The following is a 15,820-nucleotide window of genomic DNA, read 5'->3' on the forward strand; positions in this document are numbered from 1 at the left end:
TAAGGATATTATAAAGATGAGCCAACATCGGACAGTATGCGAGCAATTAAAGCAGAGCCCTAAAATCTGGCTGGTCACAGGGGTTGCCGGTTTTATTGGCTCCAATCTGTTAGAAACACTGTTGAAACTCGATCAAACGGTTGTCGGTCTGGATAACTTCGCTACCGGTCATCAACATAACTTAGATGAAGTACAGTCATTGGTCAGTGCGGCGCAATGGGCGAAATTCACCTTCTATGAAGGCGATATCCGCAATCTGGAAGATTGCCAAAAAGCCTGTGCCGGTGTGGATTATGTCTTGCATGAAGCAGCTCTAGGCTCAGTACCACGATCAATTGCCGACCCGATCACCACCAATGAAACCAATATCAGCGGTTTCCTGAACATGCTGACTGCGGCACGTGATGCCAAAGTTTCCAGCTTTACCTATGCAGCCAGCAGCTCAACCTATGGCGACCATCCGGCATTGCCGAAAGTGGAAGAAAACATTGGTAAGCCTTTGTCGCCTTATGCCGTGACCAAGTATGTCAATGAGCTCTATGCCGATGTTTTTGCTAAAACTTATGGCTTTAAAGCGATTGGTTTGCGCTACTTTAATGTGTTTGGCCAGCGTCAGGATCCGAACGGAGCCTATGCGGCGGTGATTCCGAAATGGACCGCAGCCATGATTGCCGGTGATGATGTATTCATTAATGGTGATGGCGAAACCAGCCGTGATTTCTGCTTTATCGATAATACGGTCCAAGCCAACATTCTGGCAGCGACCACAGCCGATGATGCCGCAAAAAATCAGGTCTATAACGTCGCAGTGGGTGACCGTACCACCTTGAATGACTTGTATCGTGCGATTCAGGCTGCATTGGCTGAAAACGGCGTGAACTATACGAAAGATGCCGTATACCGTGACTTCCGTGCCGGAGATGTACGTCACTCCCAAGCCAGCATTGCCAAAATTGAACAAGCCCTGGGTTATGCACCTGAGTTTCGAATTGATGCCGGTATTCAGCTGGCCATGCGCTGGTACGTTAAAAATCTGACATGATTGCGCGTATTTTCGCCAAATATCAGTCGATTGGCTTAATCACGTCGAGTTTATTGGTAGGTGCGATAATTACATTTATCGCACTTCCTTTTTTAACGCGTCTTTATTCGGTGCAGGATTTTGGTGAATATGGCATCGCATTGGCTGTGGTCAGCGTTTTATCGACCATTGCCAATTTGCGTCTCGATCAAGCCTTACTGGTCGCGGAAGAGCAGGACAAAAAAAGCCTGATCTTTGAAGGGACGATGTTCTCCACAGCTATTGTGGCGGTCAGTGCCATCATCTTAAGTTTTATTTTTAATGCGGCTGTGGTGGTTGCCATTTGTAGCGGTGTGTTGGCCAATACCCTGATTCAAACTATCTATAATTATAAATTTGCCGCGCATGCCGAATATTTCTGTGCCGGACTGAATATTTTGCGTAGCCTGATTGTGGTGCTGGTACAGCTGGGCTTGCCCTTGTTGATGAGCATCAGCCTGGTCAACAGTTACAGTGTCAGTTCAGTGCTGATGCTGCTGTTTATATTGATTTATATTGTAAAAAATCAGCTTTATCAGGTCAGTTGGCAGGCATTTAAGCACTATCAGGATTTTATTTATTCCAATACGCCACATGCCTTGCTGAACAGCTTTTCGCATAACTTGCCTTATTATGTGGTTTCGCATTTTGTCGGTGTGCAGGCGATGGGCTTCTATGCCATTGTGGAGCGGACTTTGCGGGTGCCGATTAATTTAATGTCGCAAACCATTCGCCAGTTTTTTATCCGCAAATTTAAATATCTGGAAAATACTCAGGAAGCCCTGAAAAGCAGTGTACTGCTGAGTCTGCTGTCTCTGCCGCTGTTTGCCGTGTTTTTTGTGCTGCCAGAATCCCTGTATTTATGGGTATTTGGCCAAGACTGGGTCGGCATCTCTACCTATTTCCAGGTTTTGGCCTTGGGCTATTGGGCCATTTTTTGTAATCCGCCCAGTTCGGCCTTCCTGATAGCACAGCGTAGTAGCCATGTGCTGTTTAGATTGCAGATTATTGAGTTATTGATTAAATTCGTTTTATTTTTCGGCCTGTATCTACTGGTAGAAAATAAAATCTATATGCTGCTTGCCGTACCGGTTGCCCTGATTTTTTATAACTTTGCCATTTTATTCTCTGTGTGGAGTAGCAAAAAGTGATGTTTTTTAAAGCTTTAAAACTCATGAACTGGTTCACTGCACAATGCCGCAAAGTGCTTTATAATCAGGCCTTTGCTACCCGGTTTAAATATTTTGGCAAAGGCACTACGCTTGAAATTGCAGGTCAGGTGCGTATGGGTAAAAACGTCTATATCGGCGATCAGGTCAGCCTGATTGTGGAACCAGGCGCAACGCTCAGCATTGCCGACAACAGCTTTATTGGTGAAAGTTGTTATATCAAATGTTTTGGTGGCAATATCAGTATTGGTCAGGATGTCAGCATCAATTCCAAGTCATTTATCAATGGCTGCGGTGGAGTCAGCATTGGCGACAATACCCGTATTGGCACGCAAAGTATCATTATTGCCAGTAACCATAAATTTGATGATCCGGATATCTTGGTGAAAGACCAGATTACCAAGCAGGGGGTCAGTCTGGGTGAAAATATCTGGCTGGGTGCCCGGGTGACGGTTCTGGATGGCGTCAATATTCCGGACAACAGTGTAATTGGAGCGTGCAGTCTGGTTTCCAAAACGCTTGCCGAGCCGGGAATATATGTCGGCATTCCTGCCAGAAAAATCAAATAAGCCTGGCAATGCAATTATATGCCTGAAGCCAATTTAGGCGTAAAATAGCCCACTTCTCGCATTTTTTGTTTTGCTGCTCTAAAGGTCATGCGCATGGCATTGATAAAATCCGTCTTCAATACACTCTTTGACCTGGTCTATTTTATGGCCAAAGGCAGTGTGGCTTATGCGCGGAAAAAAGGGGTCAGCGTAGGTGAACATTGCCGAATTTATATTAAAAGCTGGGGCTCGGAACCCTTTCTGATTGCTATTGGCGATCATGTTACGGTAACTTCCGGGGTGAAATTCATCACTCATGATGGCAGTACCTGTCTGGTCAAAGACCAGCACGGCAAACGCTATCAACGCTTTGCCCCGATTCAGGTCGGTTCGCATGTGTTTATCGGGGTCAATACGATTGTTATGCCGGGGGTGAAGATTGGTTCCAATGTGGTGATTGGTGCCGGTTCGGTAGTGACCAAAGATATTCCGGACAACAGTGTGGCGATAGGTGTGCCCGCCAAGGTGGTTTCAAGTTTTGCGGACTACGCTGCCAAGATTCAAGCCAGCTGTGCCAGCGATTCAGAACTGGCCGGCATCCATGATTATCAGCAGCGTGTGCAACGTGCAATGGCTCTGCAAGCTTCTAAAAGCACCGATTAATTTCTTCCATTTTTAGGTATTGTTATGCTCAATAAAATCATGTTTTTTTTGCCGAGCTTAGGGGGTGGTGGGGCAGAACGTACCGTGATTCAGTTGGCCAACAACCTGGTCCAGCAGGGACGCAAAGTGGATGTGGTGGTCTGTGACATCAGCGGAGTAAAAGGTAAACTCCTGCCCGAGGTTGATCCGCAGATTCAATTGATTGATTTAAACTGTGGCCGTGTTGCCAATGCCATTTTCCCACTGAAAAAACTGTTGCAGGCGGTGGATTATGATGTGCTGGTGGCGACCCAGACCCATACGAATATTATTGCTGCCCTGGCCAGACGTTTAGCCAAAAGTCAGGTCCGGTTGATTTTACGCGAGGTTTCCACCCCTTCAAAAAATTTGAAATTGCAGGGCTTGGCAAAGTGGCTGCTGAAAACCCTGGTCAAAATGACCTATCCAGCTGCCAGTCAGGTGGTCTGTGTGTCCAATGGCGTGCTGGATGATTTTCGTGAATATTATGCCTATTCCAAGAACAATTTAGTCACCATTTATAACCCGGTGATTGACGAGACCTATGCTGAAAAATTGCAGGTCGCGGTTGAGCATCGTTTCTTTCAGCCAGAACATAAAGTCATTCTGGCAGTCGGGCGTTTAACCGAAGCAAAAAATTTTGGTTTTTTGATTCGTTCTTTCCATGCCTTGTATCAACAGCACCCGGAAACCCGCTTGATTATTCTGGGAGAAGGGGAATTACGCGGTGAACTAGAGCAATTGATTCATGACTTAAGCCTAAGCGTTGTGGTCGACCTGCCCGGCTTTGATCCTAATCCCTATGCCTATTTTAAATATGCGGAACTGTTTGTCTTGAGTTCTAATTGGGAAGGCTTGCCCGGGGTGCTGATTCAGGCTTTGGCCTCGAAAATTAAAGTGGTGAGCACCAATTGCCCGAGCGGTCCAAAGGAAATTTTGGCGGAGGCTAAATTTGGCTTGCTGGTGGAATGTAATGATCAGGCGGGCATGACTGCGGCGATGCAGCAGGCGATTTTCGGTAAATATGTCACGTATGATGACACTGAATTAGCTGCACATTGTCTGCAATTCCATAAACATACCGTGCAACAGCGTTATCTGCAGCTGATGGAGCGCTCCGCATGAATCAGCCGAAACCAGTCATGGTACATGTGATTACCAATTTTGCCGGAGTGGGCGGGGCAGAGATGATGCTGGCACGCCTGATTCAGCAGACCCGCGACCAGTATGCGCATGTGATTATCGCACTGATGAAAACATCGGAGGTGTATGCCGAAACCCTGGCGCAATGCCAGTCTTATTATGCATTGGGCTGGAACGGGCTGAATACACTGGGGACGATTGCTAAGCTGCGGCATTTGCTCAAGTCCATTGCGCCAAAAACGGTGCAATGCTGGATGTACCATGCCAATGTATTGACCAGTTTAAGTTGCATCGGTCTCAGTTCAAAACCCGAGATTTTTTGGGGCATTCATCATTCGCTGGCCTCTCCCAAAGAAGAATCGCTGAGTACCAAAGTCGCCCTGGTCATGAGCAAAGTTCTGGCCGCGCAGCCCCAAGGCGTGATTTATTGCGCGCATTCATCTTTGCAACAGCATCAACGCTTTGGCCTGAAAAATAACAATGCCCAAGTGATTGCCAATGGTGTGTTTTTAGATAAGTTTCAGCCCAATCCTGATTTACATGAGCCGTTGGTGATTGGTTTTGCAGGGCGTTATCACACCGCAAAAGGCTATCCCTATTTATTTGCGACTCTGGCAAAACTGAAAGATCAGCCGATTATTTTTAAAATTGCCGGCAGTGGGGCAAGCTTAGAGAATCCCGAAGTCAAAGCCCTGTTTGAGCAATTTGGGCTAGATAAAAACAAAGTGCATCTGCTCGATCAGGTTTCCGACATGCCGGCATTTTATCAGTCGGTGGATGCCTTTTTGATGACCTCGATTACCGAAGGCTTTCCCAATGTGCTGGTCGAAGCGATGGCATCCGGTCTGCCCTGTATCAGTACCGATGTCGGCGATGCTAAATATATAGTTGATGAGCTGGGTGCCATTGTGCCGCCACGTGATCCGGAGGCGTTGGCCAATGCCATTTTGGATTATGTCCATTCCAGCCAGGCGGAAAAATTACAGTTGAAACAAGCCAGCCGTGCACGGGTGGAACAACATTTTAGTATTGAAAGCGTGAGTCAGCAGTATCTGGACATGTGGAGACAAGGTGCATGAAGTTTTTGATGATTTGTAGCTATCTGCCTTCAGCCTTGAATTTTAGGGGCAAACTGTTGGAAGCGATCCATGCTCAGGGTTATGAAATTCATGTGTTTTCACCGGACCTGACGGATTTTCCCGATGAATTAAAGCAGTTGCAGCAGTTGGGCTATCAGGTGCATGGCATTCCCATGCAGCGCGCAGGCACCAATCCACTGGCCGATCTTAAGCTGCTGCAAACCCTGTATCAGATGATCCGCCAGATTCAGCCGGATATGGTACTGAGCTATACCATTAAACCTGTGATTTACGGCACCTTGGCGGCATGGCTGGCACGGGTGCCGCAGCGTTTTGCCTTGATTACCGGATTGGGTTATGCCTTTCAAAATATAGAATCGGGCAAACGCAGCTTTTTTCAAAAACTGGTGCATGGCTTGTATGCCCAGGCTTTAAAACATGCCCATAAAGTGTTTTTCCAGAATCCGGACGATTTAAAGCTGTTTCAGCAGATGCATTTGCTGGATTCAAGCAAGCCGACTGTAGTGGTCAATGGTTCAGGGGTGAATGTACAGGATTTTGAGCTCATGCCTTTACCGCGCAATGAAGACGGGCAGGTGAAAGCTTCTTTCTTGCTGATTGCCCGTTTGCTCGGTGATAAAGGTGTGCGTGAATATGCCGAAGCGGCGCGCATTGTCAAAGCGAAATATCCTGAAACGGAATTTCATCTGGTCGGCTGGATTGATGACAATCCTTCTGCAATTTCACAAGCCGAGCTGGATCGCTGGGTAGCGGATCATACCCTCAAGTTTTGGGGTAAACTGAGTGATGTCCGTCCGGCCATCGCGGCAAGTTCGGTCTATGTATTGCCTTCTTACCGGGAAGGAACCCCGCGTACCGTGCTGGAAGCCATGGCGATGGGTCGAGCCATTATTACCACCGATGCTCCGGGCTGCCGTGAAACGGTGAGCAATGGCGTAAATGGCTATCTGGTGGCGGTCAAATCGGTCGATGATCTGGTGCAGAGCATGCAGTACTTTATTGAAGATCCCCAGCTGATTGCCTATATGGGACAGCGTTCCCGTGAAATGGCACTCAATAAATATGATGTGCATCAAGTGAATAAACACATGATGACGGAAATGGAGCTGATCTGATGCTAAAACGCGCTTTAGATATTGTGATTGCCTCGACGGCCTTGCTGCTGCTGTCTCCGTTATATCTGTTTGTGGCCTATAAGGTGCGTAAAAACTTAGGCTCACCGGTGCTGTTCCGTCAGGTGCGTCCGGGTCTGCATGGCAAACCCTTTGAAATGATCAAGTTTCGCAGCATGAAAGATGCAGTGGATGAAAACGAAAATCCATTACCCGACAGTGAACGTTTAACGCCCTTTGGTCAAATGCTGCGTGCCACCAGTCTGGATGAAATGCCGGAACTGTGGAATGTGATTAAAGGTGAGATGAGTATCGTTGGACCACGGCCACTGTTAATGGAATATCTGCCTTTATACAATAGCCAGCAGGCCAAGCGCCATAATGTGCGTCCCGGCATGACCGGACATGCACAGGTGAATGGGCGTAATGCCATCAGCTGGGAAGAAAAATTCAAGCTGGATACCTGGTATGTGGAAAATCAGTCGCTGTGGCTGGACTTTAAAATTATGCTGAAAACCGTAAAAAAAGTGCTGGCCAAGGATGACATCAGTGCCGAAGGCGAGGCAACCATGACAAAATTTACCGGCACACGGGAACAGAAAAATGACTAAACTCTATGCCATATATGGGGCTTCGGGCTGTGGGCGTAGCCTGATGCCGGTGGCGCGGCAGCAACTGGCCCGTGAACAGGACCCATCTGAAATTGTGTTTATTGATGATGCACAGACTGCCATCACCACGGTCAATGCTCATCGTGCCATGAACTATGCCAGCTTTCTGGCTGAACCTGCTGCGCAGAAACAGGTGCTGATTGCCATTGCCAATAGCCAGGTGCGTGAAAAAATCGCCAATCGCCTGGAAGCGGATGGTATTCAGCTCTGGTCAGTTATGGCAGATAATGTGGTGCTGATGGATGATGCCCAGATTGCAGCTGGTGCAGCCCTGAGTCCATTTGTGACTATTACCTCGAATATTAAAATTGGAAAATGCTTCCACGCCAATTTATACAGCTATGTCGAGCATGATTGCGTGATTGGGGATTTCGTTACCTTTGCGCCAGGGGTAAAATGCAACGGCAATATTCATATTCAAGACCACGCCTACATTGGTGCGGGTGCCATGATCAAGCAGGGCACACCTGAACAACCTCTGGTTATCGGTCGTGGTGCGATTGTTGGTATGGGCGCCGTGGTGACCAAAAGTGTACCGGCTGGCGTTACCGTGGTGGGTAATCCGGCACGTATCGTTGAATCCAGATAGAATTTAAAGCTAGGAAAATTCCATGTTAAACAGTGCATTTGAGCCGTGGCCAAGTTTCACGCAAGCAGAGGCAGATGCGGTTTCAAAAGTCCTTTTGTCCAATAAAGTGAATTACTGGACCGGTCAGGAATGTCGTGAATTTGAGAAGGAATTTGCACAATTTGCCGGAACGGATTATGCCGTGGCTGTGGCGAATGGCACCGTAGCGCTGGATCTGGCTTTAAAAGCACTGGGCATTGGTCAGGGTGATGATGTGATTGTCACCTCACGCACCTTTTTAGCTTCGGCAAGTTCAATTGTGACAGCCGGGGCCAATCCGGTTTTTGCCGATGTTGAACTGGACTCGCAAAACATTTCACGCCGTAGCATTGAAGCCGTTCTTACACCAAACACTAAAGCCATTATCTGTGTACATTTGGCCGGCTGGATGTGCGATATGGACCCGATCATGCAATTGGCCGAGGAAAAAGGCCTTTATGTTATTGAAGACTGTGCCCAGGCGCATGGTGCAATGTATAAAGGCAAATCAGCAGGCTCGATTGGCCATATTGGCGCATGGTCCTTCTGTCAGGACAAGATCATGACCACGGGCGGTGAAGGTGGTATGGTCACCACCAATGATGAAGCACTTTGGAAAAAAATGTGGTCCTATAAAGATCACGGCAAAAACTTTGACAGTGTTTACAACACGCAGCATCCACCGGGATTCCGCTGGTTGCATGACTCCTTTGGCACCAACTGGCGCATGATGGAAATGCAGGCGGTCATTGGACGACTCCAGCTGAAACAGATGCCGGAATGGACAGCCAAACGCCTTGAAAATATGCATAAAATTCAAAATGCATTTGCCAATAGTCCCTATTTCACCGTTGCTCAACCGTCAAGTGACTATGTGCATGCCGCTTATAAATGTTATGTGCAAGTGAATACCGATGCATTGCCTGAAGGCTGGTCACGAGACCGTATCATGGCGGAAATTAATGCCTTGGGTGTGCCGTGTTTTAGCGGTTCATGTTCGGAAGTGTATTTGGAAAAGGCATTTGAGCATACACCTTGGCGTCCTGAACAGCGTTTGCACAATGCGCAAGCTTTGGGTGAAAGCAGCCTGATGTTCCTGGTACACCCCACCTTGTCTGAACAGAGCATGCAAAAAACCGTGGCTGCAATTCAGACGGTGATGGCAGATATTTAAAGCGGAATGGGCGTATAATATGCGCCATTCAGTTTTCTGACTTTTAGCGATTTAGAGCCCTTAGTGAAAGACATCATCCGATATTTAGCATCTTTGCCGCGTCGCCAAAAACAAATTGTGTTGGTGGCGATGGATATCTGTGTTTTGCCTGTGATCATGTGGCTGGTCTATGCCATCCGTTTGGCAACACCAAACGTTGCAGTCATGCAGGGGCTTGATTTCTGGTATGTCTATGTCGGCGTTTTTGGTGTTCTGATTTTTACCTTATTGGGTATTTATAGCGCCATTGTCCGTTCCTTTAACGAAGACTATTTGCTGCGTCTATCCATTGCGACCTTTATCCAGATTGTGGGTTTATATGCCATAAAAAAACTCAATCTGGCATTTATTCCCATGAGTATTCCACTCATGTACGGCTTTGTGCTGTTCTCTTACATGTGGTGGAGCCGCGCGGTGATTCGTTATGCCACGCTGCGCACTTTTGCCAAAAAACAGAACCGTAAGCGGGTGGCCATTTATGGCGCAGGGCTTGCAGGTCAACAGATCGCGGCTGCCCTGCATCGATCGGATGATTATCTGCCGATTTGTTTTATTGATGATAAAGCCTCGCTGCATGGTCAGTCACTCAGCGGTTTAAAAATTTATGCGCCAAAAAAAGCCTTGGGTAAATTAGGCAAATTTCATATTGAAGAAATCTTGCTGGCTATGCCTTCGGTCAGCCGGGCGCGTAAAAAAGAGATGATTGAATTCTTTGAGCTGGCTGATGTCAAAATCATGGAATTGCCGGGCGTGACCCAACTGGTCGGGGGGCAGGTGCAGGTTTCCGATATCCGTGAGGTAGATATTATCGACTTGCTGGGTCGTGATCCTGTACCGCCAAAGCCGGAACTTCTAGAAAAAAACATTAAAAACAAGGTGGTGATGGTGACCGGGGCAGGGGGCTCGATTGGTTCGGAACTGTGCCGTCAGATTGTCAAACATCAGCCCAAGCTTCTTGTTTTGTTTGAAATGTCAGAGTTTGCCCTGTATTCGATTGACCGTGAACTGCAAAATTCGGGTATCCAGGTTGTTCCTGTTCTGGGTTCTGTCACCAATCAGGCCAAATTAGAACGCATTATTGCCGAGTATCAGGTACAAACGGTTTATCATGCCGCAGCCTATAAGCATGTGCCATTGGTGGAAGCCAATCCGTTTGAAGGCATTTATAACACCTCGATTGGTACTGCACGCAGTGTCGATGCAGCCGTGAAGCAGGGTGTGGAAACCTTTGTTTTAATTTCCACCGATAAAGCCGTGCGCCCGACCAATGTCATGGGGGCGTCTAAACGGATGGCAGAACTGTACTGTCAGGGTTTGGCCGCAACAAAACCGCAAACACAAATCAGTATAGTACGTTTTGGCAATGTATTGGGCTCATCGGGTTCAGTGGTTCCCTTGTTTAAAAAGCAGATTGCCCAAGGCGGACCGGTCACGGTGACCCATCCGGAGGTGACCCGTTACTTTATGACCATTCCTGAAGCAGCCCAGCTGGTGATTCAGGCAGGGGCGATGGGTACGGGTGGTGACGTATTTTTGCTGGATATGGGAGAGCCGGTAAAAATTGTCGATTTGGCCAAACAGATGATTCGTTTAAGCGGTTTCCGTCCCATCGATGAAAATGGCCTGGGTGATATTGAAATTCAGTTTACCGGATTGCGTCCGGGCGAGAAGTTGTATGAAGAGTTGTTGATTGATCAGGAAAATGTAGAAAAGACCGATCATGAGCGGATTTTAAAATCATATGAAAAATATTATTCATGGCAAGAGATTTTAAACGTTTTTGATCATTTGAATATGCTTAGTAGAGAAAATGCTGAAACAAAATTGCTATATACGTTATTAAATAAATATGTTGCTGGTTTTAATCGCTAAGTATGAATGCGGTTATTTTAGTGCTGGGCATCATTATATTTTTTAGTCCCGTAGTCCCATAAATAAAGTCGTGGTAAAAAAAGTAAACAAAATCTTTTATTTAAAATAATCATTAATATTGCTAGAATGTTGACCTTAATTAAATCTTATTTTTACTATAATTTAGATAGGGATTTTACGTGAAAAAAGTTCTACTTGTTTTTGGTACACGGCCCGAAGCAATTAAAATGGCGCCTTTGGCGTTGCAGTTAAAAGAAAATAATGAAAGCTTCGAAACAAAGGTTTGTGTAACGGGCCAACATCGTCAAATGTTGGATCAAGTTCTTGAACTATTTAATTTAACTCCCGATTTTGATTTAAACTTAATGAAACCGGGCCAAACGCTTTCCGATGTGACTTCTGGTGTTCTAAAGGGTTTGGAAGCAGTTTTTGAAGAATGGTTACCAGATGTAGTACTGGTGCATGGCGACACCGCAACCACATTTGCAGCATCCCTGGCTGCTTATTATCATAAGGTGAAGATTGGTCATGTTGAAGCCGGATTACGCACTGGCGATATTTATTCGCCGTGGCCGGAAGAAGCAAACCGTAAGTTAACGGGAGCATTGGCAAATTATCATTTTGCACCTACACAGTCCTCTTATAATAATTTAATAAAAGAAAATATTAATCCGGAAAATATAACAATTACAGGAAATACTGTAATTGATGCTTTATTAAAGGTGAAAGAAAAAGTAGAAACTGATCACAAAATTATTGCTGATTTTAAAGCCCAATTCAGCTTTTTAGATGAAAGCAAAAAATTGATTTTAGTTACCGGCCACCGTCGCGAAAACTTTGGTCAAGGTTTCTTGAATATTTGTCAGGCATTGGCAAATATTGCTCAAAAATATTCAGATGTACAGATTGTATATCCGGTGCATTTAAATCCAAATGTGCAAAAGCCTGTAAACGAGCTTCTATCCGGGATTTCAAATATTCATTTAATTGCACCGCAGGATTATCTGCCATTTGTATATTTAATGAATCGCAGTTATTTAATTTTGACCGACTCTGGCGGTATTCAGGAAGAAGCACCTTCATTAGGCAAGCCGGTATTGGTTATGCGAGATACCACTGAACGTCCTGAAGCTGTAGAGGCGGGTACGGTTAAACTGGTAGGAACGGATGCAGACCTAATTGAAAAATCTGTAACGGATTTATTAGTAAATACCGAACTGTATAAACAAATGGCAGAAGCCCACAACCCCTATGGTGATGGAACTGCATGTCAGCAAATTATTGAATTTTTAGAAAATAATTGAGTAAGTGTAAGAAGTATTATGAATAATCAATTTAAACATATTTGTGTTATTGGCTTAGGGTATATTGGTCTGCCTACAGCAGCGACTTTTGCTGCGCATGGCATTAAAGTTACAGGTGTAGATGTCAATCAGCATGCTGTCGATATGATTAACCAAGGTAAGGTACATATTGTTGAGCCAGATTTGGATGCGTTGGTGAAAGTGGTTGTTGCAAAAGGCATGTTATCTGCACGCACAAAACCGGTTGAAGCAGATGCTTATATTGTTGCTGTACCGACACCGTTTAAAGATGATTATCAGCCCGATCTTAAATATATTGAAGCAGCTTCTAAAGCCTTAGCACCTTATTTAAAACCGGGTAATTTAGTTATTCTCGAGTCAACTTCACCGGTAGGTGCAACCGAACAAATGGCGGCATGGTTGGCTGAAGCACGTCCTGACCTAACATTCCCTGAGCAGGCAGGTGAAGCAGCAGATATTTTAGTAGCGCACTGTCCTGAACGTGTGCTGCCAGGTAAAGTTTTACAAGAGCTGATTAGTAATGACCGAATTATTGGCGGCATGAATCAGCTGAGTTCAACAGCAGCAAGTAATTTATATAAAACATTTGTGCAAGGCGGTTGCATTGAAACCAATGCACGTACAGCTGAAATGTGTAAGCTCACAGAAAACTCTTTCCGTGATGTAAACATTGCCTTTGCCAATGAATTATCGGTGATTTGTGACAAGCTCGATATTAATGTGTGGGAGCTGATTGCTTTGGCAAACCGTCACCCACGTGTCAATATTTTACAGCCGGGTCCGGGTGTAGGCGGGCACTGTATTGCAGTTGATCCTTGGTTTATTGTAGCGAAAACCCCTGAACAGGCACGTTTGATTCGTACTGCCCGTGAAGTAAATGATTCGAAGCCTGAATGGGTGATTAATCAGGTGAAAATTAAAATTGCCGAGTTTTTACAGGAAAACCCGGAAAAAACCATTAAAGATGTAACCGTTGCTTGTTATGGACTGGCGTTTAAACCAGATATTGATGACCTGCGTGAAAGCCCTGCTTTAGAAATTACGAAGAAATTGGCTGAACAAGGTTTAAATATTTTAGCGATTGAACCGAATATTTCTGAGTTGCCAGCAAAATTACCAACTAATGTAAAATTAATTGATTTTAATGAGCGTGAGAATGCAGATATTCATTTGATTTTGGTTAAACATCGTGAGTTCTCAAAAATTGAATTAAAGAATGATAAATTTATTTTGAAATTTGTATGATTAATATAATTGTAAAATTATTATTAAAAAAAGGTTGGATGTTATTTTCCAACCTTTTTGTAAGTTTAATTTTGTTTTTTATTGTTGGAGCCGAAGAGTGGGCAATAATTTTAACATATCTTTCCTTAAATATGATGGGGTTACTGCTTGGTTCAGGTATAAAAAGTAAATCAAGTTTAAGTAAAGATAAATATGATATTACAATAAATTACTTTTCTATGGTTATTATAAACATTATAACAATAATTTATATATATGTGTACTCGGTATTAAAAAATATTGATAATAATCTTATTTTAATTATTAGCTTAGTCTTGATATTAATTACTAATTTAAACTCTTTTTATCAGGGGTTAATGATTAATTTAGATAAAATAAAAGAAAGTACCAATATTTTGGTGAAAGCTAATATCATAAAAATGATTACCTTTTTTTTATTACTTATTTTTTATAGAAAGGTTTATTTGTTTTTTATTTTACAATTGATCGAGCAGCTTTATATATATAAAAAATCTACAATAAAATTGGAATTAAAAAAGATTAATTTATCGAATATAATTATAAGATTAAAAGAATTATTTTTCATAGCTATCGGATCGATGCCTTTTATATTTGTATCAAGTAATTTGCAATTAGATTTATCAAAAATAATGACTACTTCATCAGCTGGTTATTTAGGTTTATTTTCACAAGTAATCAACTCATTGAGGGGGTTAATTATTTTTTTAGTAACTAATTTTCAAAAAATTATGATTAAGTACAGTAAATATTATACTAAAATAATTGGTATAATATTTATATCGATATTTTTAATTTTTATAGCAAATATTTCTATATTTTTGTATAGTTATTTGCCTTATAATGTTATGGCATTCTGTCTAATTGTGTTTATTAATATTGTGTATGTTTTAATATTAATAATTGGAAATATGCAAAATATTTATAACATGAATGTTTTAAGTTTTTATGCGGCAATAATTTTCCTAATATTTTCATTTGTAGGCTTTTTTATAGAATTAACTTTTATTGAAAGTATATCATATACGTTATTAACTTATATATTTTCAATGCTTGTTCGTGTTTATTTAGTAAATTATCTTTTAAAGAAAGGAGTTAGTAATGATTAACAAAAAAAAAGTTATATATGCAGATTTTAATGAAAAATGTCAAAATTATGGAAATCATATTATTGAATTTGCTACACAAAAGTTAATTAAAGATAAATATGAAGAAGTATATAGGTTTGATAGTTTTTACTATGAACATGATATTAATTCAAAGTTAAATTCTATTGAATATGATTTTGTATTGGTGCCAGGTTGCACTATGTATACAAATGGCCAAAATAAGATTTTAAACAAACTTAATGACAAAGTTATAATAAAAGGTTTAGCCGGATCAATTTGGAATGATGTTTTTTTTGATTATAAAAAAATTTATTTTGGTAAGGTTTTAAATACCAATAAAAAAGCTAAAGCAGATCTTACAATTGTAAAAAAAATGATAGGAAGCGTGGGGTGTAGAGATTCCTTTACATTTAAACAATTAGTAAAAAATAATATTCAAGCAAGATATGTTGGATGTCCAACTCTTTTTTTAGATGAATCTGATATCAAATATAGTAATCAGAATGATGATTACTGTTTGTTTTCATTTTCAAGAGAAAATATTAAAGAACAAATAAAAGTAGCTCACCAGTTATCCAAAAGATATAGGATTGTAGGAATTTGTCATGAAATTAAAGATTATAACATTATAAAAAGTCTAGGATGGAATTTCCCATTAGTTGATTATGATGGGGATATTCAAAAATATCTATCTTATTTTTTAAATGCAGAGATGGTAGTTACTGGTCGTTTACATGGTTTATTACCTAGTATAGCTTTTAACAAAAAAATTATCTATTTTGGCAATGATGATTCTAGAACAACTATTTTAGATGATATTATGGTAACAAAGTTTAAACTATCTAATGTGGGAAATGTAAAGCCACAATTAATCAATAAAAATATTATTTATGATATTTTTTCAGATAATATGACTTTGCAAATTAATGAAATATTTGAAATTTAAT

The 15,820-nt window shown here is 42.5% G+C and carries 15 protein-coding genes; all 15 read left to right on the top strand.

Features of this window, described 5'->3' with window-relative positions:
* The first annotated feature begins 16 nt into the window (after positions 1-16).
* The 15 genes from ACPUEY_RS06025 to ACPUEY_RS06095 all read left to right on the top strand — a co-directional run bounded on the left by ACPUEY_RS06025 (position 17) and on the right by ACPUEY_RS06095 (position 15,819).
* Positions 17-1,042, top strand: a complete 1,026-nt coding sequence (locus ACPUEY_RS06025; RefSeq protein ID WP_425121503.1) for an NAD-dependent epimerase/dehydratase family protein — start codon at positions 17-19, stop codon at positions 1,040-1,042.
* Entirely contained in the window at positions 1,039-2,211 is a 1,173-nt protein-coding gene (locus ACPUEY_RS06030) for a lipopolysaccharide biosynthesis protein (RefSeq protein ID WP_425121504.1), read from the top strand. The genes ACPUEY_RS06025 and ACPUEY_RS06030 overlap by 4 nt, the downstream gene beginning before the upstream one ends.
* Positions 2,211-2,798 (top strand): acyltransferase, encoded by a 588-nt coding sequence (locus ACPUEY_RS06035; RefSeq protein ID WP_425121528.1) that lies wholly within the window; start codon positions 2,211-2,213, stop codon positions 2,796-2,798. Before ACPUEY_RS06030 ends, ACPUEY_RS06035 begins: the two co-directional genes overlap by 1 nt.
* A gap of 93 nt (positions 2,799-2,891) precedes the next feature.
* Complete coding sequence (locus ACPUEY_RS06040) at positions 2,892-3,440, top strand: acyltransferase (protein ID WP_092820092.1); 549 nt, start codon at positions 2,892-2,894, stop codon at positions 3,438-3,440.
* A 24-nt stretch (positions 3,441-3,464) separates the two neighbouring features.
* On the top strand, positions 3,465-4,583 hold the full coding sequence (locus ACPUEY_RS06045; RefSeq protein ID WP_425121505.1) for a glycosyltransferase: 1,119 nt from the start codon (positions 3,465-3,467) through the stop codon (positions 4,581-4,583).
* Positions 4,580-5,680 (top strand): glycosyltransferase, encoded by a 1,101-nt coding sequence (locus ACPUEY_RS06050; protein ID WP_425121506.1) that lies wholly within the window; start codon positions 4,580-4,582, stop codon positions 5,678-5,680. The genes ACPUEY_RS06045 and ACPUEY_RS06050 overlap by 4 nt, the downstream gene beginning before the upstream one ends.
* Positions 5,677-6,816, top strand: coding sequence for a glycosyltransferase family 4 protein (locus tag ACPUEY_RS06055; protein ID WP_425121507.1), 1,140 nt, complete (start codon positions 5,677-5,679; stop codon positions 6,814-6,816). The genes ACPUEY_RS06050 and ACPUEY_RS06055 overlap by 4 nt, the downstream gene beginning before the upstream one ends.
* Positions 6,816-7,424 (top strand): sugar transferase, encoded by a 609-nt coding sequence (locus tag ACPUEY_RS06060; protein ID WP_425121508.1) that lies wholly within the window; start codon positions 6,816-6,818, stop codon positions 7,422-7,424. Before ACPUEY_RS06055 ends, ACPUEY_RS06060 begins: the two co-directional genes overlap by 1 nt.
* Positions 7,417-8,073 (top strand): NeuD/PglB/VioB family sugar acetyltransferase, encoded by a 657-nt coding sequence (locus tag ACPUEY_RS06065; protein WP_092820086.1) that lies wholly within the window; start codon positions 7,417-7,419, stop codon positions 8,071-8,073. Before ACPUEY_RS06060 ends, ACPUEY_RS06065 begins: the two co-directional genes overlap by 8 nt.
* 22 nt (positions 8,074-8,095) lie before the next feature.
* Positions 8,096-9,265, top strand: a complete 1,170-nt coding sequence (locus tag ACPUEY_RS06070; RefSeq protein ID WP_425121509.1) for a DegT/DnrJ/EryC1/StrS family aminotransferase — start codon at positions 8,096-8,098, stop codon at positions 9,263-9,265.
* A gap of 63 nt (positions 9,266-9,328) precedes the next feature.
* Positions 9,329-11,176, top strand: a complete 1,848-nt coding sequence (locus ACPUEY_RS06075; protein WP_425121510.1) for a polysaccharide biosynthesis protein — start codon at positions 9,329-9,331, stop codon at positions 11,174-11,176.
* 179 nt (positions 11,177-11,355) lie between these two features.
* Positions 11,356-12,480 (top strand): non-hydrolyzing UDP-N-acetylglucosamine 2-epimerase, encoded by a 1,125-nt coding sequence (gene wecB / locus ACPUEY_RS06080; protein WP_425121511.1) that lies wholly within the window; start codon positions 11,356-11,358, stop codon positions 12,478-12,480.
* A gap of 18 nt (positions 12,481-12,498) precedes the next feature.
* The gene (gene wecC / locus ACPUEY_RS06085; RefSeq protein ID WP_425121512.1) at positions 12,499-13,746 is read left to right on the top strand and encodes a UDP-N-acetyl-D-mannosamine dehydrogenase; all 1,248 of its coding nucleotides are present in this window, start codon (positions 12,499-12,501) and stop codon (positions 13,744-13,746) included.
* Complete coding sequence (locus tag ACPUEY_RS06090; RefSeq protein ID WP_425121513.1) at positions 13,743-14,873, top strand: hypothetical protein; 1,131 nt, start codon at positions 13,743-13,745, stop codon at positions 14,871-14,873. Before wecC ends, ACPUEY_RS06090 begins: the two co-directional genes overlap by 4 nt.
* The gene (locus ACPUEY_RS06095) at positions 14,866-15,819 is read left to right on the top strand and encodes a polysaccharide pyruvyl transferase family protein (protein ID WP_425121514.1); all 954 of its coding nucleotides are present in this window, start codon (positions 14,866-14,868) and stop codon (positions 15,817-15,819) included. Before ACPUEY_RS06090 ends, ACPUEY_RS06095 begins: the two co-directional genes overlap by 8 nt.
* The last annotated feature ends 1 nt before the right edge of the window (position 15,820 follow it).

The sequence above is a fragment of the Acinetobacter sp. G11 genome (genome assembly GCF_049808495.1).
Lineage (GTDB): Bacteria > Pseudomonadota > Gammaproteobacteria > Pseudomonadales > Moraxellaceae > Acinetobacter > Acinetobacter kookii.

Bases quoted from the DNA above. Each gene is read 5' to 3' on its own strand.
- ACPUEY_RS06025 (WP_425121503.1), top strand. From the start codon at position 17: ATGAGCCAACATCGGACAGTATGCGAGCAATTAAAGCAGAGCCCTAAA.
- ACPUEY_RS06030 (WP_425121504.1), top strand. From the start codon at position 1,039: ATGATTGCGCGTATTTTCGCCAAATATCAGTCGATTGGCTTAATCACG.
- ACPUEY_RS06035 (WP_425121528.1), top strand. From the start codon at position 2,211: ATGTTTTTTAAAGCTTTAAAACTCATGAACTGGTTCACTGCACAATGC.
- ACPUEY_RS06040 (WP_092820092.1), top strand. From the start codon at position 2,892: ATGGCATTGATAAAATCCGTCTTCAATACACTCTTTGACCTGGTCTAT.
- ACPUEY_RS06045 (WP_425121505.1), top strand. From the start codon at position 3,465: ATGCTCAATAAAATCATGTTTTTTTTGCCGAGCTTAGGGGGTGGTGGG.
- ACPUEY_RS06050 (WP_425121506.1), top strand. From the start codon at position 4,580: ATGAATCAGCCGAAACCAGTCATGGTACATGTGATTACCAATTTTGCC.
- ACPUEY_RS06055 (WP_425121507.1), top strand. From the start codon at position 5,677: ATGAAGTTTTTGATGATTTGTAGCTATCTGCCTTCAGCCTTGAATTTT.
- ACPUEY_RS06060 (WP_425121508.1), top strand. From the start codon at position 6,816: ATGCTAAAACGCGCTTTAGATATTGTGATTGCCTCGACGGCCTTGCTG.
- ACPUEY_RS06065 (WP_092820086.1), top strand. From the start codon at position 7,417: ATGACTAAACTCTATGCCATATATGGGGCTTCGGGCTGTGGGCGTAGC.
- ACPUEY_RS06070 (WP_425121509.1), top strand. From the start codon at position 8,096: ATGTTAAACAGTGCATTTGAGCCGTGGCCAAGTTTCACGCAAGCAGAG.
- wecC (WP_425121512.1), top strand. From the start codon at position 12,499: ATGAATAATCAATTTAAACATATTTGTGTTATTGGCTTAGGGTATATT.
- ACPUEY_RS06090 (WP_425121513.1), top strand. From the start codon at position 13,743: ATGATTAATATAATTGTAAAATTATTATTAAAAAAAGGTTGGATGTTA.
- ACPUEY_RS06095 (WP_425121514.1), top strand. From the start codon at position 14,866: ATGATTAACAAAAAAAAAGTTATATATGCAGATTTTAATGAAAAATGT.